Consider the following 15,490-nt stretch of genomic DNA (forward strand, 5'->3'; position numbering starts at 1 on the left):
TACCGCTCGCGCCACGGCCGTGACCGGTTGTGGTGCTCGCTTTGAGCGAACGCCGGCGGTCAGGAGGCATCGCTCGAGGGATCCTGCCGGGAGCTTCCGGGAATGACCAGCCCGTGCTCATAGGCGAACACCACCGCCTGGATCCGATCGCGCACCCCGAGTTTTTGCAGCACCCGGGACACATGGGTTTTCACCGTCGCCTCGCCCACATACAGGGTGCCGGCGATCTCCTGGTTGCTGAGTCCGCGCGCCAGCAGCTCCAGCACCTCGCGCTCGCGCTCGGTGAGCTCGGTGATCGGCGGGGCGGGGGCCGGGGCGACCGGGGTTTCGGGCCGGGCCAGCGCGGGGGCGAAGCGTTCGATCACGCGTCGGGTGAGCGCCGGGGAGAGCAGCGCGTCCCCGCCGTGCACCACGCGGACCGCGTCGATCAGCTCCTCGGGGGAGGAGTTCTTGAGTAGGAACCCGGCGGCTCCGGCCTCCAGGGCCGCAAACAGGTAGGCGTCCTCGTTGAAGGTGGTGAGGACCAGGATCGCCGCCGAGGTCTCGCGCAGCTTTTCGGTCGCGGCCAATCCATCCATGCCCGGCATCTGGATGTCCATGCAGATCACATCGGGCTTCAGTTCGGCGGCGGCGGCGATGGCCTCCAACCCGTTCGCGGCCTCGCCCACCACCTCCATATCGGGCTGGGTGCCCAGGATGATGCGGAAACCTGCACGCAGGAGGGCCTGATCATCCACCAGCAGAATACGAATCGGGCTCATCGGGTGACTCCTTCGGGCAGGGCGGTGAGGTCATAGGGGACAAAGGCGCGCACCAGGTATCCGCCGCGGGTGCGCGGGCCGTATTCGAGCCGGCCCTCGACCGCCGCGATCCGTTCCCGCATCCCGAGCTGACCGTGTCCGGACTGCGGATGGGGGATCGGCATCGCGCCGGTGTTGGCGATTTCCAGCTCGACCCCGTCGCTCAGATAGCGCAGCCGCACATCGGCGGTGGCCGCCTGACCGCCGTGCTTGCGAGCGTTGGTCAGGGACTCCTGGGCCACCCGGAACAGCGTGAAACCGGTGAGACTGGAGACCGGTACCTCGGTGCCCTGGATCTCAAACCGGGTGGGGAGCCCGGCGTCCTCGCTCGCGTGAATCAGGGCGGGCAGGCCGGACAGGCTCACCGTGGAGGGCGCGTCCTCGAGGCTTGGATCCGCCTCCCGCAGCGTGCCCAGCAGCCCGCGAAGCTCGCTGATGGCCAGGCGCGCACTGGTCTCGACCTGGTGCAGGGCGGTGCGGGCGGCGTCGGGATCTCGATCCAGTACGATTCTGGCGGCCCCGGCCTGCACCCCCATCAGCGAGACGTGATGGGCCACCATATCGTGCAGCTCGCGGGCGATGCGCACGCGTTCCAGCGCGACCGCCTGGCGCGCGCCGCGGGCACGCTCGAGTTCGAGCTCCGTGGTGAGGGCGCGCAGCTGACGCTCGCGCAGACGTACCCGATAGGCGATCTCACCCATCATGTAGGCCCCGGCGAAGTAGAGCACGTTGATCAGGATCTGGGCAAGCATGAACGCGACCAGCGGAGAGAGCGCACCCACCTGCGGGATCCGGGAGATCAGGTGGGGGTTGGTGGCCTGAATGAACAGACCCACCACCAGGAACACAAACATCCCGGCGATCATGATCATGCGCATCAGTCGGGCGCGGTCGCGGTTTTCCACGATCGCCCCCACGGTGTAGATCGAGAGGAACAGGACCACGTTGGCGAGCAGCTGCTCGGAGACGCTGAGCAGCGCGGCCACCACAAACACGGCGCCGGCCACGAACATCACCAGGACCGGATAGCTGCGCCGCCAGGCCAGTGCTGTGCACAGGCACAGCGAGGTGATCACGCCCACCCACAGCGGTGCCGGATGCGCGAACACCCCCATCTGCTGGTAGAGCGCCAGGCTCAGCAGCGCACAGACAAACAGCACGGCCGCTAGGACACGGTCAAACCTGATCTCGGCACGGGTAGGCATAGCTTCAGCCTAGGTGACACCCATGCCGTGCCGCCCCACGTGGCGATCAGCGCGTGTACGGGGGAACTGGGCTACGGTGAGAATCGACGGCGGATGTGGGAGGAAACCAACATGGTCATGATCGACAATGCTGTGTACGTGGCGGGTGTTCGCGTGGCATCTCCGCTGGGGATTGATCAGACCCTGCCGGCCCTGGAATCACACCCCGACGGGTTCGCCTGGGTGGGGCTGTACCGCCCGGATACCGCCGAGCTGCACGCGCTGGCCACCGATTTTGGGGTGCACGAGCTGATCGTCGAGGACGCCTCCCAGGGGCATCAGCGTCCCAAGTTTGAGCGCTACGGCGAGACCTCGCTCACGGTGCTGCGCTCGGCGCGCTACCTGGACGCCGAGGAGCGGGTGGACTTTGGTGAGGTGCACGTGATCACCGGGCCGCGCACCGCCATCGTGATCCGCCACTCCGAAGCCCCCAACTTTGCCGAGACCAGGCGCGGCCTCGAAGCCGAACCGGCGCGGCTGGCCGAGGGTCCCCAGGCCGTGCTCTTCGCGGTCCTGGACGAGATTGTTGACGGCTATGAGCCGGTGCTCGCCGGGCTGGAAAACGATATCGATGAGATTGAGGACGCCCTGTTCTCGGGCGGACATGAGCAGTCCCAGCGCATCTATGAACTCTCCCGCGAGGTGATCGCGTTTCAGCGCGCGGCGACCCCGCTGCCCGGCATGCTGGTGTCGATGGCCGCGCGACTTCCCGCCGACGCGATCGAGCAGCGCCGAGCCCTGCGCGATGTCGGCGACCATGTGACCCGGGTCATCGAGCGTGCCAGCGCCTATCGCAGCCTGCTGGAAAACGCGCTCACCGTGAATGCGGCCCTGGTGGGGCAGCGTCAAAACGATGAGACCCGGATCCTGACCGAGGCGAGCCTACGGCAGAGCGAGGAGATGAAAAAGATCTCCAGCTGGGCGGCCATCATTTTTGCCCCGAGCCTGATCGGGTCGGTGTACGGCATGAACTTCCACAATATGCCCGAGCTGAGCTGGGAGTGGGGGTACCCGTTCTCGATCGCGCTGATGGTGGGCTTTGCCGGGCTGCTCTACGGGATCTTCAAGAAGAAGCACTGGCTGTAGTCGGACACGGTGGGCCGCGCGGGACGTGGAGTGTCCCGAACACTCGCGTGGGGCACGAGTGTGGTGGGGCTGGTTAGACCGGGACGCCCTTGCTGCGCAGGAACGCGGCGGGATCGGTCATCTCGCCGTTGACCTCGATCTTGAGGTCGAGGTGCGGGCCGCTGACCACACCGGTCGCACCCACGCCGGCGAGAATCTGTCCGGCCTCGACGGTCTGGCCAACCTTGACCTCGGCGGAGCCGGTCAGCAGGTGGCCATACAGCGAGACCTCGCCGTTGCCGTGGTCCACGATCACCCGGTTACCGAAGGCCCCGGCGTTGCCCACGAAGGTCACGGTGCCGCCGAAGATCGCGCGCACCGGGGTTCCGGAGGCGCCGGCGAAGTCCATGCCCTCGTGGAAGCTGTTGGAGCAGCCGACGCTGTTACAGATCAGACCGCGCGGACCGTACGGTGAGGTGATCGGTCCAGGCAGCGGACGCCACCAGCCCAGGGCCGAGGGTCCCGCATACGCTTCGAGGGCGCTGGAGGCGTTGTAGCCGGTGGGGGCCATGGCGCCGCGGCTGGTCTCGTAGGTTCCGCGGTCGATGTCTTCCACCGATGCGGCGGCGCTCACGGTCAGGGTCTGCGGTGCCTTGGACTCGCCGCGGATCAGCTGCATGGCCGAGTAGCTGGTGGGTCCGGCGGCGGAGGCCGAGGAGTCGATGGCGAACGCGGGGAGCGCGGCGGTCCCAAACAGGGCGGGGACGATCAGAACCGAGAAGACCGCGCGACGCAGCGGACGACGGGCGGCTCGGGGGCCCTGGGGGCGACCGGTGCGCCGGGCGGCGGAGGCCGCGCGCTGGGTCTGGGGACGCGAACCGCGCTTGGTCCGGGGCTCGTGGGTGTGCGCGCCGTCGGTGTGCGAGGTCGAGGCTTGTCCGGCGGCGGGAACCCCGCCGAAAATCTCGTCGAAGGTGGGGACGCTGAAGCTGGGGGCGGCGGACGTCGCGGGTGCAGTGGACGTCGCCGGTGCGGCGGATTCGGCGATCGCCGCGGGGGCCGAGTCGGTCTGTTCCGGTGCCACGAAGGCCGGTGCCGGGGCGATAAACGCGGCGGCTTCGGTTTCGGCGAGCGACTCGGAGACCGCGTGGGTCGCCGCGGGACGGGTGGGTGCCTGTGCCGGAAGCGGTGCCGAACCGGCGATGCCGGTGGCCACCGAGGCGACGCCGTGGTCCTCGATCGGGTCGAGCGCGCTGCTCGGAGTGATGCTGACGGGAGCGATGTTCGCGGCGGCGGCACTTTCGGCCTCACGCGCTGCACGCAGGGCGCGACGTGAGGGCAGGGGTGCAGTAGCCACCCGTTCGCTCTCGGGTGTCGTGCTCTGGTTCACTGAATTGCTCCAAAATGGGCATGGCTACCGCGGGCAGTCACACCGGGTGGGTGATAAAGACGGGGTGTTGCGGAATGGGGGAGAGCCCCTTTGAGGGGCATCTTTTCGCAACGGCTAGACCCAAGACTAACGGAATCTCGCGGATTTTGCCTGGAAAATTCCACAAAAGTAACAAAACCATAACGGCATGCCCCGGAATTCCGGGGATCCCGAGGTGATATTTAAAAAACAGATGCGACTAATAACGTACGTAATCCGACAACACCTGTTTTCTATAGGGTGACTAGCCGAAGATCATCGGCATGTCATCGTCCTCACCCTCGAGGGCCACATCCACCACCACGGGAACGTGGTCGCTGGGGCCGTCGCCCTTGCGCTCGTCGCGGTGGATCGAGGCGTCGGTGACCAGGTCGGCGAATCCGCGTGAGCCGAGGATAAAGTCGATGCGCATCCCCTCGTTCCGTGGGAAGCGCAGCTGGGTGTAATCCCAGAAGGTATAGCCCTCGGGCACCAGCGGCCGCACCACATCGGTCAGCCCGGCGGCCTCGAACGCGTGGAACGCCGCGCGCTCCTCGGGGGACACGTGGGTCGAGGACCCCACGGTGAAGCTCGGATCGCCCATGTCCGCATCAAACGGTGCCACGTTCCAGTCGCCCATCAGCGCCAGGGGAAGATCGGGATCGGCGGCCAGCCAGCGCTCGGTGTCGGCGCGCAGGGCGTCGAGCCAGGCGAGCTTATAGTGCCAGTGCGGATCGTCGAGTCCGCGTCCGTTGGGGACATACAGGCTGTACAGGCGCAGCCCGTCGATGGTGGCACCCAGCGCGCGCGCCTCCAGCGGATATCCCTCGGCGTCGGTTCCGGGAGCGGTGGGATCCAGCGGGACCGGGGGCTTCTTGGCGAACCCGGGCATCCCCGAAAACTCGTGGGTGACCTCGCTCATGGGCAGACGGCTGGCGATGGCCACACCGTTCCACTGGTTCAGCCCGTGGATTTCGACCTCGTAGCCGGCGGCGGTAAACGCCTCGATCGGGAACTGTGCGGGCTTGCACTTGATCTCCTGCATCGCCAACACGTCGATGTCCTCGCGGACAAGCCAGTCCACCACACGGTCGACGCGGGCACGGATTGAGTTGACGTTCCAGGTGGCGATTCGCATATCTCCACCGTAGCGCCCGCGAGTTCCCCACGCGCGGACCGTGCGCGCGGGTGCGCCGCACCGTAAACTAGGGTCCGTGACCGACGCACGTGAAAAACTTATTGAATTTATCAAGGCCGATGCCGTGTTCCACGGCGACTTCACGCTCACCAGCGGGAAGAAGGCTACCTACTATGTTGACCTTCGCCGGGTCAGCCTGGACCACCGGGTTGCGCCGCTGATCGGCCAGGTCATGATCGACCTGATCGCCGACATCCCCGACGTGGTGGCCGTGGGTGGCCTCACCATGGGTGCCGACCCCATCGCCTCCGCCGTGCTGCACCAGGGTGCCGCCCGCGGGCTGAGCTACGACGCCTTCGTGGTGCGCAAGGAGCCCAAGGACCACGGCCGTGGCCGCCAGATCGAGGGCCCCGACCTCGAGGGCAAGCGCGTGATCGTGCTTGAGGACACCTCGACCACCGGTGGATCGCCGCTGCAGGCCATCGAGGCACTGAAGAAGGTGGGTGCCGTGATCGCCGGTGTCGCCGTGGTCGTGGACCGCAACACCGGTGCCAAGGAAATCATCGAGGCCGAGGGGTACCCGTACTTCTCCGCCATCGGTCTGTCGGACCTGGGGCTCGAGTAGTGGCCGGGGACAACGGGCGCACCCCCGAGGACCACGATTCCGAACCGCTGCACATCCCCGCCCGCGAGGGCGAGGGGGAAGCGACCCCGGCGATCCCGGCTGCCTCGGGGGACCCGTTGTCCCCGACCGATTCCGACTCCGAACCCGACTCCGGCCCGCTCGGTACCGAGTGGCTGATGGCCGCGCTGGCCAATACGGACACCATCGAGCTGTCCAGCATCTATGAGGCCCTCGGTGAGGAGCCGCCCGCCGAGCCCGAGGTGGCGGACACCGCGGAGAGCGTCTACGAGGCGCTCGTGCACGAGCCGGGCGAGGTGGTACCGCCAACCGAGGTAATTTCGGTGGTCCCGCCGACCGAGGCGATTCCCGTTGTCCCGGATGCCGAGGCAAATCCAGGAGTTCCCGATCCAACGGTGGTTCCGGCCGGCGAGGCGACCCCCGTTCTTCCCGAGCCCGAGGCGATTCCGCTGGCCGATGCAGCCCCGGCGGCCGCAGGGTCCGGCGCTCCCGAGCCCGAGCTGCCCGATCTTCCCGAGCCGTCCGGCGATGAGCCGCGCAGCCACGAGGCCTCGGCAGCCTCCACAAACTTTGATGAGCTCATCGCGGTCCCCACCGAGACCGCGGCCCTGCGCCTGCCCACGCGCGGATCCGCGTTCCCCCTGGCGGGGATCGCCCCGCTGACCCCCGAGGTACCCGAGGCGGAGGTGCCCGAGGCCGATGCGCCCGAGGCTGAAACTCCCGAGGTCGAGGAGACGACATCCGATCCGGGGCTTGCTCCCTCGTTCGGCGTCGCGCCGCTCCCCCGGGATGCATCCGTTTCGGAGAGCGCCACCGTCGCGAACGATGCGCTCTTGGATGCGCCCACCGAGGCCTTTACCCCGAGCTCGCTCGTGTCCGGCGCCGATGAATCCACCGAGGACCTTGCTCCGAGCGCCGTCGTGCCCTCCGCCGATGAACCCACGGAATCGGTGGCCGAGAACTGGGATCAGACCCATCTGCGCGCCGAACCCATCACCGTGATCCGCCCCGATGACGCGCCTCCGCTGCCGCACCGCACCGAGCTGCGTGCCGCCGCCGCGGCTGCCGAGGCCGAACGTCTGGCACAGCGCGCGGCCGCGGATGCCGCCGAAGCCGAGGCTCGAGCCACGGCGCCGGTCGAGTCCGAGCCCGTCCACTCCGCGGACGCCCCGGCTCCCGAGATTCCCGCGTCCAACGATTTCCACGACACCAACGCGTCCGCCCTGCCGATTATCCGGACGGCGTCCAGCCCGCGTCCGCTCGTCGAGCCTCGAGCGGACCTCCCCACCGATGTCGACCTCGACGATGAGCCCGCGTTCAGCGTCGGAGATGCGACCCCGTCGGTGGTGCTACCCGTGCCGGGCACCCACCGGGAGTCAGAGTCGATCGCGGATCCCGCCGGCGAAGCGTCTGCCCCGGCCGCATTCAACTGGGGGCTCACCCCGAACGATCAGCTGGACCCCTCCATTCACACCGACGAACGTCTCGCTGCGGTGTCGGACGCTCCGGCCACCCCGGCCGTGCCTGCGGTTCCTGCGGTGCAGCCCGACGTTCCGGTTCTGCCTCCGGTGGAGGCGAACCTCGTGGACCCGGGAGCGGATGCCTTCCGGTCCACCTCGGAAACCGAACAATCGACTCCGGAAACCGAGCAGTCCGCTCGTGAAACCGAGCAGTCTGCCCCGGAAACCGTGCAGTCTGCCCCGGAAACCGTGCGGCCCGCCCCGGCGGTGAGCCCCGATCCGGAGAGTGCGCCCACGGTCACCCCTGTGGTAGCCCCGGCCTTATCCGGATTCTGGAGCGTTGCCGGCCCGGCCCCCGTGCCCGCGACTCCGGCCGCGACGGAGCCCGAGCCGGAAACCAGCATTTTTGTGACTCCGACCCCGGCAGCGAGCGAACCTGAGCCGGTGGCATCGGAAGTACCCGAACCCGAGGCGGCCGAATCGGCAGCGCCGGCATTCGAGCCGGTGCCCGCACCGAGCGAACCTGCACCGGGCGCACCGGCGGCACCGATCCAGGTAGCAGCCCAGGTTGCCGAAGGCTCGGCTCAGCCCGCGGGCCCCTCGGCTTCGGCGCACTCCGGTGAGGCCAGCGTGCGCGATCTGGTCGCCAGCGTGCGCGATCGCCGCGGAAACCACGCGCCCGAGATCCCCCTGGATATCCCGGCCGAACCCATCGCCGCGGCCTCCGCACCCTCCGCAGTCTCCGCGGAGGACACCCACACGGCCCCGATCGACCAGGCACTCCTCGCCGAACTCATTCGCGATCAGGAACCCGCCGCCGGGGTGGATGCCACGGTGGCCGGGACCATCGTGCCGCCGATGACCGGCTCGATCGAACTGCCCCCGCTGACCAGTGAGATTCCCCTTCCCAGCGCGGACGTGACGCTGACCCCGGACCCCGAAACGACCCTGTTCCCGGTTCCGGTGCCTACCGAGGCAGCTTCGACCTCGGCACCCACCACCGCCGCCTCGACCTCGGGGCCTACCGCCGCAGCCTCGGCCCAGACGGCCACCAATGCGCCCTCGACTTCGGCCCCTGCCTCCGCAGCCTCGACTCCGGCACCCCCCGCGCCTCCGCGCCCCGGCAAGCCCGGTGGGGGAACTTCGGGTGGTCGCGGTTCGGGTCGTCGAGTCGGCCTGCTGGTGGGAATCGGTATCGGATTCCTCGCCCTGCTGGGGGTGCTGTTCTTCCTGAGCAACACGATCGCCGGTGGCTTTGGGCTGCCCACGTCCGCCTCCTCCAGCGCCGCACCGAGCCCCACCGCGACTCAGGAAACCCCGGCCGCGACGGCACCGCACGCGTGGAATACGCTGACCGGCGGCGAGTGCATCGCCCCGTTTACCGATGCCTGGGCGACCGAGTTCACCGTCGTGGACTGCGCCCAGCCCCATGCGGCCCAGCTGCTGGCCCCGGTGGCGATCGCCGCCGAGTCGGACGCCCCGTTCCCCGGGGAGGCAAGCATCGTGGCCGGATCGGCCCTGGCATGTTCGGCCCCCGAGCGGATCGCGGTTGGCGAATACACCGACCTGCAGGTTCAGGCCGCATTCCCCATTACCGAGCAGCAGTGGAATGACGGCCAGCGCAGCTACCTGTGCTTCGTGACCCGCAGCGGCGGCGAGCCGCTCACCACGAGCGTGCTGCCCGGCTAAACGCCACGAGACGGTGGTGCGCGCCGCACCATTCAGACGCCCGGTCGAGAGAATTCTCGGTCGGGCGTCTTTCGTTCTAGGCGCGGTCGTGGAGGGTGATCTGATAACCGTCGAGGTCGGTGAACGTGAACGTGCGTCCGAAGGGACCATCGATCGGGGCGACGATAATGGTGTGCCCATCGGCGCTCAGCGCGTCATGGATCGCCTGAACCTCGGTGGCATACAGCCAGATCGCGACGCCGATTCCCGGCTGGGGGACGGCATCCAGGTTGGTGCCGGGCAGCACGCTCCGCAGCGCAAATGCAATCGGCTTGGTTCCGAACACCACGGCGTGCGGGGGACCGGCGGGGGAGCGGGTGAGGCCGAGGTAGTGCTGGTAGAACGCCTGGGAGGCGTCCAGATCGCGAACCTGCAGGGAGATGAAGTCGGGACCGAGAGCGGGCATGTGGATATTCCTTTCGAAGATGTCAGTTATCTGACACGGATCAATCTATGTCATACTGCTGACATGAGTCAAGACGGCGAGATCATCCACCTCGATACCTCCCTGGGCTACCGGTTGAAGGAGGCATCAACCGCGCTGCGACAGGCGATGGAGGAAGCCCTGCGTCCGCTGGGTATGACCATCACCCACTACTCCTGCCTCGAACTCCTGGCCCAGCGCCCGGGGCTTTCCAACTCCGAACTCGCCCGCGGATCGTTTGTCACGCGTCAGTCGATGAACGTCTTGCTGCACACCCTCGAGCGGGAGGGACACGTGACTCGGCCCGACGAAGCGCCGGTGGGAAAGGTGCTCCCCACCAGCCTGACCCCGCTCGGGCGACGGGCCCTGGAACGGGCCAGCGCCGCCGTTCGCGGTGTGGAGCTGCGCATGCTGGACGGACTCACCGAGACTGAACGCGGCGATGCGCTGCGCATCCTGGAGAGCATGATTCGTTCCCTGCGCGGGGAATCCGCACCGCGCTAGCTCGCGGATACACGAAGCCCCGGCCGAGAATCTCGGCCGGGGCTTTGTGAGTGCGCGCTAGGCGATGGGTTCGTAGTTTTCGCTTTCCACGGGCGGGTGCAGCAGGTCCTTGACGCTGTTCAGGATCTCGTCCGGACGGAACGGGTAGCGACCGATCTCCTCGTCATCGCTGATGCCGGTGAGCACCAGCACTGTGTGCAGGCCCGCCTCGATGCCGGCGACGATGTCGGTGTCCATGCGGTCACCGATCATGCCGGTGTTCTCCGAGTGGGCGCCGATCTTGTTGAGGGCGGAACGGAACATCATCGGGTTGGGCTTGCCCACCACGTAGGGCTCAAAGCCGGTGGCCTTGGTGATCAGCGCGGTGATCGCGCCGGTCGCGGGCAGCGGGCCCTCGCGGCTCGGGCCGGTGGCGTCGGGGTTGGTGGAGATGAACTTGGCACCGCCGCTGATCAGGCGGATGGCCTTGGTGATCGCCTCGAACGAGTAGTTGCGGGTCTCGCCCACCACCACGTAGTCGGGGTTGGTCTCGGTCATGATGAAGCCGGCCTCGTGCAGCGCGGTGGTGATGCCGGCCTCGCCGATCACAAACGCGGTGCCGCCCGGCTTCTGGCTCTTCAGGAAGGCGGCGGTGGCGAGGGCCGAGGTCCAGATACGGTCCTCGGGGACCTCGAGACCCGAGGAGCGCAGGCGCGCACTCAGGTCACGCGGGGTAAAGATGGAGTTGTTGGTGAGCACCAGGTAGGGCTTGCCCTCGTTACGCCACTGCTCGAGGAGCTCGGCGGCTCCGGGGATGGCGCGGTTCTCGTGCACGAGAACGCCGTCCATGTCGGTCAGCCAACATTCGACTTCGGCGCGCTTCTGCGTCATCGGTACTGCTCCCTCTACTGGGTGAACGGGTCAGTCCCAGTCTATGGGACCACGATGCCCGGACGGCTGCACGGTTTCCCCGAAGCATGCCCGTCGGGCGCGTCGGATCGGGCGCTCACCGAGCCGGGCATCCGGTTCCGGCGGTGGGGAGCCTGGCTCCGCCTAGGCAGGGGTTTGGGGGAGCGTGGTTCCGCTTAGGCCCGGGTCTGGCCTCGGCGTCGGAGCAGCCCGACGCCGGCAAGCAGGCTCGCCCCGGCGGCGACCAATAGGAGCGGGAGGGTCCCGGCACCGGTTTCGGCAAGGCCGGCAGCCCCGGTACCCGCGCTCGCGGTGGCCCGCGCGGTGGCGGCCGCCTGCGGTGCCGCAGTGGTGGCCGAAGTGGTGGCCGAAGTGCTCGGGGTCGGCAGCGTCGTGTTTCCCGGGGTGGGCAATACGGTGTTACCGGGGGTGGGGGTCGGGCTGGTGGCGGGATCGGCGAGGGTCACGGTGCACCCGGCCATGCTCATCCGGACCTCCTCATCGCGGGTCCAGCTCCCGGGAAGGACCCCGTGGGTCGCCCCGAAGAAGGACACCTGCGTGCCCTCGATCAGCGTGAATTCGCCGCGCGCCTCGGCCGGTGCGGTGAGGGTCAGTTCGAGTACGCTGGCCGCATCGTCGGCATCCAGGAAGGGGAACACGGCCGGTTCGGGCAGGGATCCGTCGGGGCGGGTGCGGGCATCGAGATCGTGGGTCCACACCACGCGTTCCGGGTTTGCCGCGGACACGGATACGGTCTCCCAGGGGGCCGCGGGGTTGTGCAGGAGCCGGGTCACCCGAAAGCCGCCGGGTGCCGTCTCGTCGAATTCGGTCTCGATCGACTGCGAGAGGGTGGGGGCGCCCACGCGCACATCCGGGGCGATGGTCAGCGTATTGGTGCCGGTGCGGAAGTCGAGCGGGATCGGGTCGTAGCCCTCGGTCCCGTCCTCGAGCGTGGTGGTGGCGGCCAGAATATTTGTGTCCACAAAGGTCACCCCGAACGTGCGCGGCCCGGTCTGTGTCACGGTATAGATCCGGTTTCCGCCGGAGGGCACCGTGCACACGGTGTCGCCAACGGCTGCCTCGGCCGGGGCGGGCGCACCCGCGACCGCGGCGCCGACAAGCAGCACCCCGCCGAGGAGGACGAGGGGCAGGCGGGTGTGAGAGCGCATGGGGACTCCGCAGAATTCGGGTGAACGGATGCGGGGGCATCCTTCGCCGATGCTACGTTGCGTCGCGTAATTGCGACCAGCCCTCGAATGGGGGGGGCTAGTCCTCCTGTGCCACCCAGATCATCTCGTCGGCCCCGATGGACAGCACGATGTTGGTGTTGTCCGCGCGCAGCACCGGGGTCGGCGACAGGGTCACCAGGGTGATGGTGCTCCCCGGCCCGATCCCGTGCTCGGCCAGCTGGCGCAGCATCTCGGGATCCCGGTCGCGGATACGCACCACGGTGACCTCGCTGCCCGGGGCGCAGTGCGCCAGGGTTGTGGCGTTGGGGCGGATGACCTCGCCGTCGGCGGTGGGGATCAGGTCGCCGTGGGGGTCGATGGTGGGGTTGCCCAGGCGTTCGGCAATGGCGTCCAGCAGGCGGTCGCTGATCGAGTGCTCCAGCACCTCGGCCTCATCGTGCACCTCGTCCCAGGTGTAGCCCATCTCGTTCACGAGCCAGGTTTCGATCAGCCGATGCCGGCGAATCACTGCCAGGGCCCGCAGACGTCCGGTCTCGGTGAGGCTGATCGCCCCGTACCGCACGTGATCGGCAAGCCCGGCGGCGGCAAGCTTCTTGACCATCTCGGTCACGGTCGAGGGGGCCAGGCCCAGCCGGGTCGCGAGCACCGAGGGCGTGATCGGAGCATCCTGCCACTCGGTGAACGAGTAGATGGTCTTCAGGTAGTCCTCGTGGGCGTCCTCATAGCGGGTGCTCAGCGGCATCGGGCTCTCCTCGGTGGCCCGCACCGGGTAGCGGGTCCGTATCCAGGGTACCCGGACCCTTGCGAATTGCCGGGAGGGGTGGTGAACTGGGCTCGAAGCCACATAAACAAAATAAATAAGAAACATAAAATAAATACGATTCGGGGCATAACCATGGACGAAGCGACTGGCGAGCAGTACACGAGTCCGTTTAGCCCTGGATATGGCAAACAGCCGTTGGTTTTCGGTGGACACGAGCGGGAAATCGTGGAGCTGACCGATGTATTTGACTCGCTGGATTTCGGGGAAAATCACTCGGTCCTCCTCTCGGGGCTTCGCGGTGCGGGAAAGACCTCGATGCTGTCTCTCTTGCAGAACGCCGCGGCCGATCGTGGATGGCTAGTGATCAGCGAGGATGCCAGTCGTGGGCTCATGAAGCGTGTCATGAACTCGACCATCCCGACCCTGATTGGTGGACTTGAGTCCTCCGCGAAGGTGCGTTTGACCGGGTTCAACCTCTGGAAATTCGGTGCCAACTGGGAGTACGAAGACCGTGCTCGAGAAGCCGTGCCGCAGCTCCGTAACGATCTCGTCGCCCTCTCGGCCGCGCGTGACGGTCGTGGGATTCTGATCACCATCGACGAGGTATCCTCGGGCAAGGTTCGTCTGCGCGAGCTCTCGGAGTTTGCGGTGCAGGTTTCGCATGCCCTCAATGACGGCGCAAACATCATGATCGTCTTCGCCGGGATCAAGGTTGATATCGACGAACTGATCAAGCAGGAGCACACAACTTTTCTGCGTCGCTCCCGTGACCTGGATTTTCGTCGCCTGAGCCCGGCGGAAACCCGGCGAGTGCTTGCCGAGACCAGCGAGTTGGGTGGACGGCGAATCGAGCCGGCGGCATTGGAGCTGCTGGTGTCGATTAGCCAGGGATACCCCTATCTGGTGCAGCTTGCCGGTGATTATGCGTGGCGCAACAACCAGACTGCCCGGACGATTACGCTTCCCGATGCCAAGGTGGCGCTCGACCGTGCTATTCGGGCGGTGCAGAGTCGCGTCATTAGCAAGGTTTATCTCGACCTTTCCGATCAGGATCGCGAGTTTCTCGCCGCGATGGCGGTGGACGAGGGTCGCACCCGCACCGCCGACATTCGTGATCGAATGCAGGTGTCCGACCAGTACGTCCAGATCTATCGACGTCGGCTCATTGATAGCGGGTATGTACAGCCGGATGGTCACGGGTATGTGCGGTTCTCCTTGCCCTATCTCGACCGCTATATTCGCACCGTTGTGGGGATCACCCCGGACCCTGAGGATGATGTACCGGATGAGTGGGCGCATTATCCGGCACCGGAACTTTAGGCCGTTGCCGCCACGGGTGATTCCGGTGCCCGCGAGGTCCGTGCCGCCCGGCGGGAGCGCAGCATGTTGGGCAATAAGCCGCCGCGTGGGCCGAGGATCAGCGCGAGCATAAACAGCGCGGCCTGGGTGAGGACAACGACCCCGCCCACCGAGGCGTTGAGGTAGTACGCCGCATAGACGCCCACCATCGAGGAGAGTAGCGCGGAGGCCACGGCGATGGGCAGGATGCGGGACATGCGCCCGCTCACCAGCAGTGCGGTGGCCCCGGGGATGATGAGCATCGCGACCACCAGGATGATCCCCACCGTCTGCAGGGTGATGACCACCACCAGGGCCAGGATCAGCAGCAGCAGGATCCGCAGCCCGCGCACCCGGATGCCCAGGGTGTGTGCCTGAACCGGATCGAACGCGTACAGGGTCAGGTCGCGTCGCTTGAGCAGGAGTACCGCGCCGCTGGCGAAACCCACGATCGCGACCAGCAGCAGATCGTTCACGCCGACCCCCAGAATGTTGCCAAAGAGGATGTGGTTGAGATCCACCTGACTGGGGAACACCGAGTTGACGGCGATCCCCAGCGCAAACAGGCTGGTGAACACCACGCCGATCGTGGTGTCGGATTTCAGGGTGGTGCGTGATTGAAGGGCGCCGATCAGCCCGACCGCCCCGGCCCCAAAGATGAAGGCACCGAGGGCGAAGGGCACCCCGATCATGTGGGCGAAGACCACGCCGGGAAACACCGCGTGCGAGACCGCGTCGCCCATCAGCGACCAGCCGATCTGCACCAGCCAGCAGGAGAGCAGCGCACACACACTCGCCGAGATCAGGGTGGCCACCAGGGCGCGGGACATGAAGCCGTGGCTGAGGGGCTCGGTGAACCAGGTGAGGATGTCGGTCATGCTGAATCTCCAGAGCTCA

General features: G+C 67.3%; 14 protein-coding genes. 5 read left to right on the top strand and 9 right to left on the bottom strand.

The window, feature by feature from the left end; genetic code table 11:
- Positions 1-59 precede the first annotated feature (59 nt).
- Together C7C57_RS00710 and C7C57_RS00715 are read right to left on the bottom strand one after the other, a co-directional pair.
- Complete coding sequence (locus tag C7C57_RS00710; RefSeq protein ID WP_187977222.1) at positions 60-761, bottom strand: response regulator transcription factor; 702 nt, start codon at positions 759-761, stop codon at positions 60-62.
- Positions 758-2,005 (bottom strand): sensor histidine kinase, encoded by a 1,248-nt coding sequence (locus tag C7C57_RS00715; protein ID WP_187977223.1) that lies wholly within the window; start codon positions 2,003-2,005, stop codon positions 758-760. Before C7C57_RS00715 ends, C7C57_RS00710 begins: the two co-directional genes overlap by 4 nt.
- A 93-nt stretch (positions 2,006-2,098) precedes the next feature.
- On the opposite strand from C7C57_RS00715, the gene C7C57_RS00720 reads away from it, so the two are divergent.
- Positions 2,099-3,130 (top strand): magnesium and cobalt transport protein CorA, encoded by a 1,032-nt coding sequence (locus C7C57_RS00720; RefSeq protein WP_370581423.1) that lies wholly within the window; start codon positions 2,099-2,101, stop codon positions 3,128-3,130.
- 73 nt (positions 3,131-3,203) lie between these two features.
- On the opposite strand, the gene C7C57_RS00725 is transcribed toward C7C57_RS00720, so the two are convergent.
- Together C7C57_RS00725 and C7C57_RS00730 are read right to left on the bottom strand one after the other, a co-directional pair.
- A complete protein-coding gene (locus C7C57_RS00725) occupies positions 3,204-4,466 on the bottom strand; it encodes a M23 family metallopeptidase (RefSeq protein WP_187977224.1) in 1,263 nt (420 codons plus the stop codon).
- Between the two features lie 316 nt (positions 4,467-4,782).
- Positions 4,783-5,655 (bottom strand): exodeoxyribonuclease III, encoded by an 873-nt coding sequence (locus C7C57_RS00730; RefSeq protein WP_030147751.1) that lies wholly within the window; start codon positions 5,653-5,655, stop codon positions 4,783-4,785.
- A gap of 76 nt (positions 5,656-5,731) precedes the next feature.
- On the opposite strand from C7C57_RS00730, the gene pyrE reads away from it, so the two are divergent.
- Both pyrE and C7C57_RS00740 read left to right on the top strand, forming a co-directional pair.
- Positions 5,732-6,280, top strand: coding sequence for an orotate phosphoribosyltransferase (pyrE, locus tag C7C57_RS00735; RefSeq protein WP_030147752.1), 549 nt, complete (start codon positions 5,732-5,734; stop codon positions 6,278-6,280).
- A complete protein-coding gene (locus tag C7C57_RS00740; RefSeq protein WP_187977225.1) occupies positions 6,280-9,447 on the top strand; it encodes a septum formation family protein in 3,168 nt (1,055 codons plus the stop codon). Before pyrE ends, C7C57_RS00740 begins: the two co-directional genes overlap by 1 nt.
- A gap of 76 nt (positions 9,448-9,523) precedes the next feature.
- Here C7C57_RS00740 and C7C57_RS00745 read toward each other — a convergent pair whose 3' ends face one another.
- The gene (locus C7C57_RS00745; protein WP_187977226.1) at positions 9,524-9,892 is read right to left on the bottom strand and encodes a VOC family protein; all 369 of its coding nucleotides are present in this window, start codon (positions 9,890-9,892) and stop codon (positions 9,524-9,526) included.
- A 63-nt stretch (positions 9,893-9,955) separates the two neighbouring features.
- On the opposite strand from C7C57_RS00745, the gene C7C57_RS00750 reads away from it, so the two are divergent.
- Positions 9,956-10,414 carry a MarR family winged helix-turn-helix transcriptional regulator gene (locus tag C7C57_RS00750; RefSeq protein ID WP_187977227.1) on the top strand — a complete coding sequence of 153 codons (459 nt, stop codon included), beginning with the start codon at positions 9,956-9,958 and terminating at the stop codon, positions 10,412-10,414.
- A 57-nt stretch (positions 10,415-10,471) separates the two neighbouring features.
- Here C7C57_RS00750 and C7C57_RS00755 read toward each other — a convergent pair whose 3' ends face one another.
- From C7C57_RS00755 to C7C57_RS00765, 3 genes are all read right to left on the bottom strand, one after another.
- Positions 10,472-11,284: an HAD-IIA family hydrolase gene (locus C7C57_RS00755; RefSeq protein WP_121687705.1), complete on the bottom strand. Its 813-nt coding sequence runs from the start codon at positions 11,282-11,284 to the stop codon at positions 10,472-10,474.
- 194 nt (positions 11,285-11,478) lie between these two features.
- Positions 11,479-12,471, bottom strand: coding sequence for a hypothetical protein (locus C7C57_RS00760; protein ID WP_187977228.1), 993 nt, complete (start codon positions 12,469-12,471; stop codon positions 11,479-11,481).
- Positions 12,472-12,568: 97 nt separating this feature from the next.
- The gene (locus C7C57_RS00765) at positions 12,569-13,234 is read right to left on the bottom strand and encodes a metal-dependent transcriptional regulator (RefSeq protein WP_187977229.1); all 666 of its coding nucleotides are present in this window, start codon (positions 13,232-13,234) and stop codon (positions 12,569-12,571) included.
- Between the two features lie 153 nt (positions 13,235-13,387).
- On the opposite strand from C7C57_RS00765, the gene C7C57_RS00770 reads away from it, so the two are divergent.
- Positions 13,388-14,575, top strand: a complete 1,188-nt coding sequence (locus tag C7C57_RS00770; RefSeq protein ID WP_187977230.1) for an ATP-binding protein — start codon at positions 13,388-13,390, stop codon at positions 14,573-14,575.
- Here C7C57_RS00770 and C7C57_RS00775 read toward each other — a convergent pair.
- Positions 14,572-15,471 (bottom strand): metal ABC transporter permease, encoded by a 900-nt coding sequence (locus tag C7C57_RS00775; protein WP_187977231.1) that lies wholly within the window; start codon positions 15,469-15,471, stop codon positions 14,572-14,574. The two genes, C7C57_RS00770 and C7C57_RS00775, sit on opposite strands and share 4 nt — an antisense overlap.
- Positions 15,472-15,490 lie beyond the last annotated feature (19 nt).

The sequence above is a fragment of the Mycetocola sp. JXN-3 genome (assembly GCF_014522285.1).
GTDB classification, from domain to species: Bacteria; Actinomycetota; Actinomycetes; order Actinomycetales; family Microbacteriaceae; genus Mycetocola; species Mycetocola saprophilus.

Bases quoted from the DNA above. Each gene is read 5' to 3' on its own strand.
- C7C57_RS00755 (WP_121687705.1), bottom strand. From the start codon at position 11,284: ATGACGCAGAAGCGCGCCGAAGTCGAATGTTGGCTGACCGACATGGAC.
- C7C57_RS00715 (WP_187977223.1), bottom strand. From the start codon at position 2,005: ATGCCTACCCGTGCCGAGATCAGGTTTGACCGTGTCCTAGCGGCCGTG.
- C7C57_RS00720 (WP_370581423.1), top strand. From the start codon at position 2,099: ATGTGGGAGGAAACCAACATGGTCATGATCGACAATGCTGTGTACGTG.
- C7C57_RS00760 (WP_187977228.1), bottom strand. From the start codon at position 12,471: ATGCGCTCTCACACCCGCCTGCCCCTCGTCCTCCTCGGCGGGGTGCTG.
- C7C57_RS00745 (WP_187977226.1), bottom strand. From the start codon at position 9,892: ATGCCCGCTCTCGGTCCCGACTTCATCTCCCTGCAGGTTCGCGATCTG.
- C7C57_RS00775 (WP_187977231.1), bottom strand. From the start codon at position 15,471: ATGACCGACATCCTCACCTGGTTCACCGAGCCCCTCAGCCACGGCTTC.
- C7C57_RS00770 (WP_187977230.1), top strand. From the start codon at position 13,388: ATGGACGAAGCGACTGGCGAGCAGTACACGAGTCCGTTTAGCCCTGGA.
- C7C57_RS00730 (WP_030147751.1), bottom strand. From the start codon at position 5,655: ATGCGAATCGCCACCTGGAACGTCAACTCAATCCGTGCCCGCGTCGAC.
- C7C57_RS00765 (WP_187977229.1), bottom strand. From the start codon at position 13,234: ATGCCGCTGAGCACCCGCTATGAGGACGCCCACGAGGACTACCTGAAG.
- C7C57_RS00750 (WP_187977227.1), top strand. From the start codon at position 9,956: ATGAGTCAAGACGGCGAGATCATCCACCTCGATACCTCCCTGGGCTAC.
- C7C57_RS00710 (WP_187977222.1), bottom strand. From the start codon at position 761: ATGAGCCCGATTCGTATTCTGCTGGTGGATGATCAGGCCCTCCTGCGT.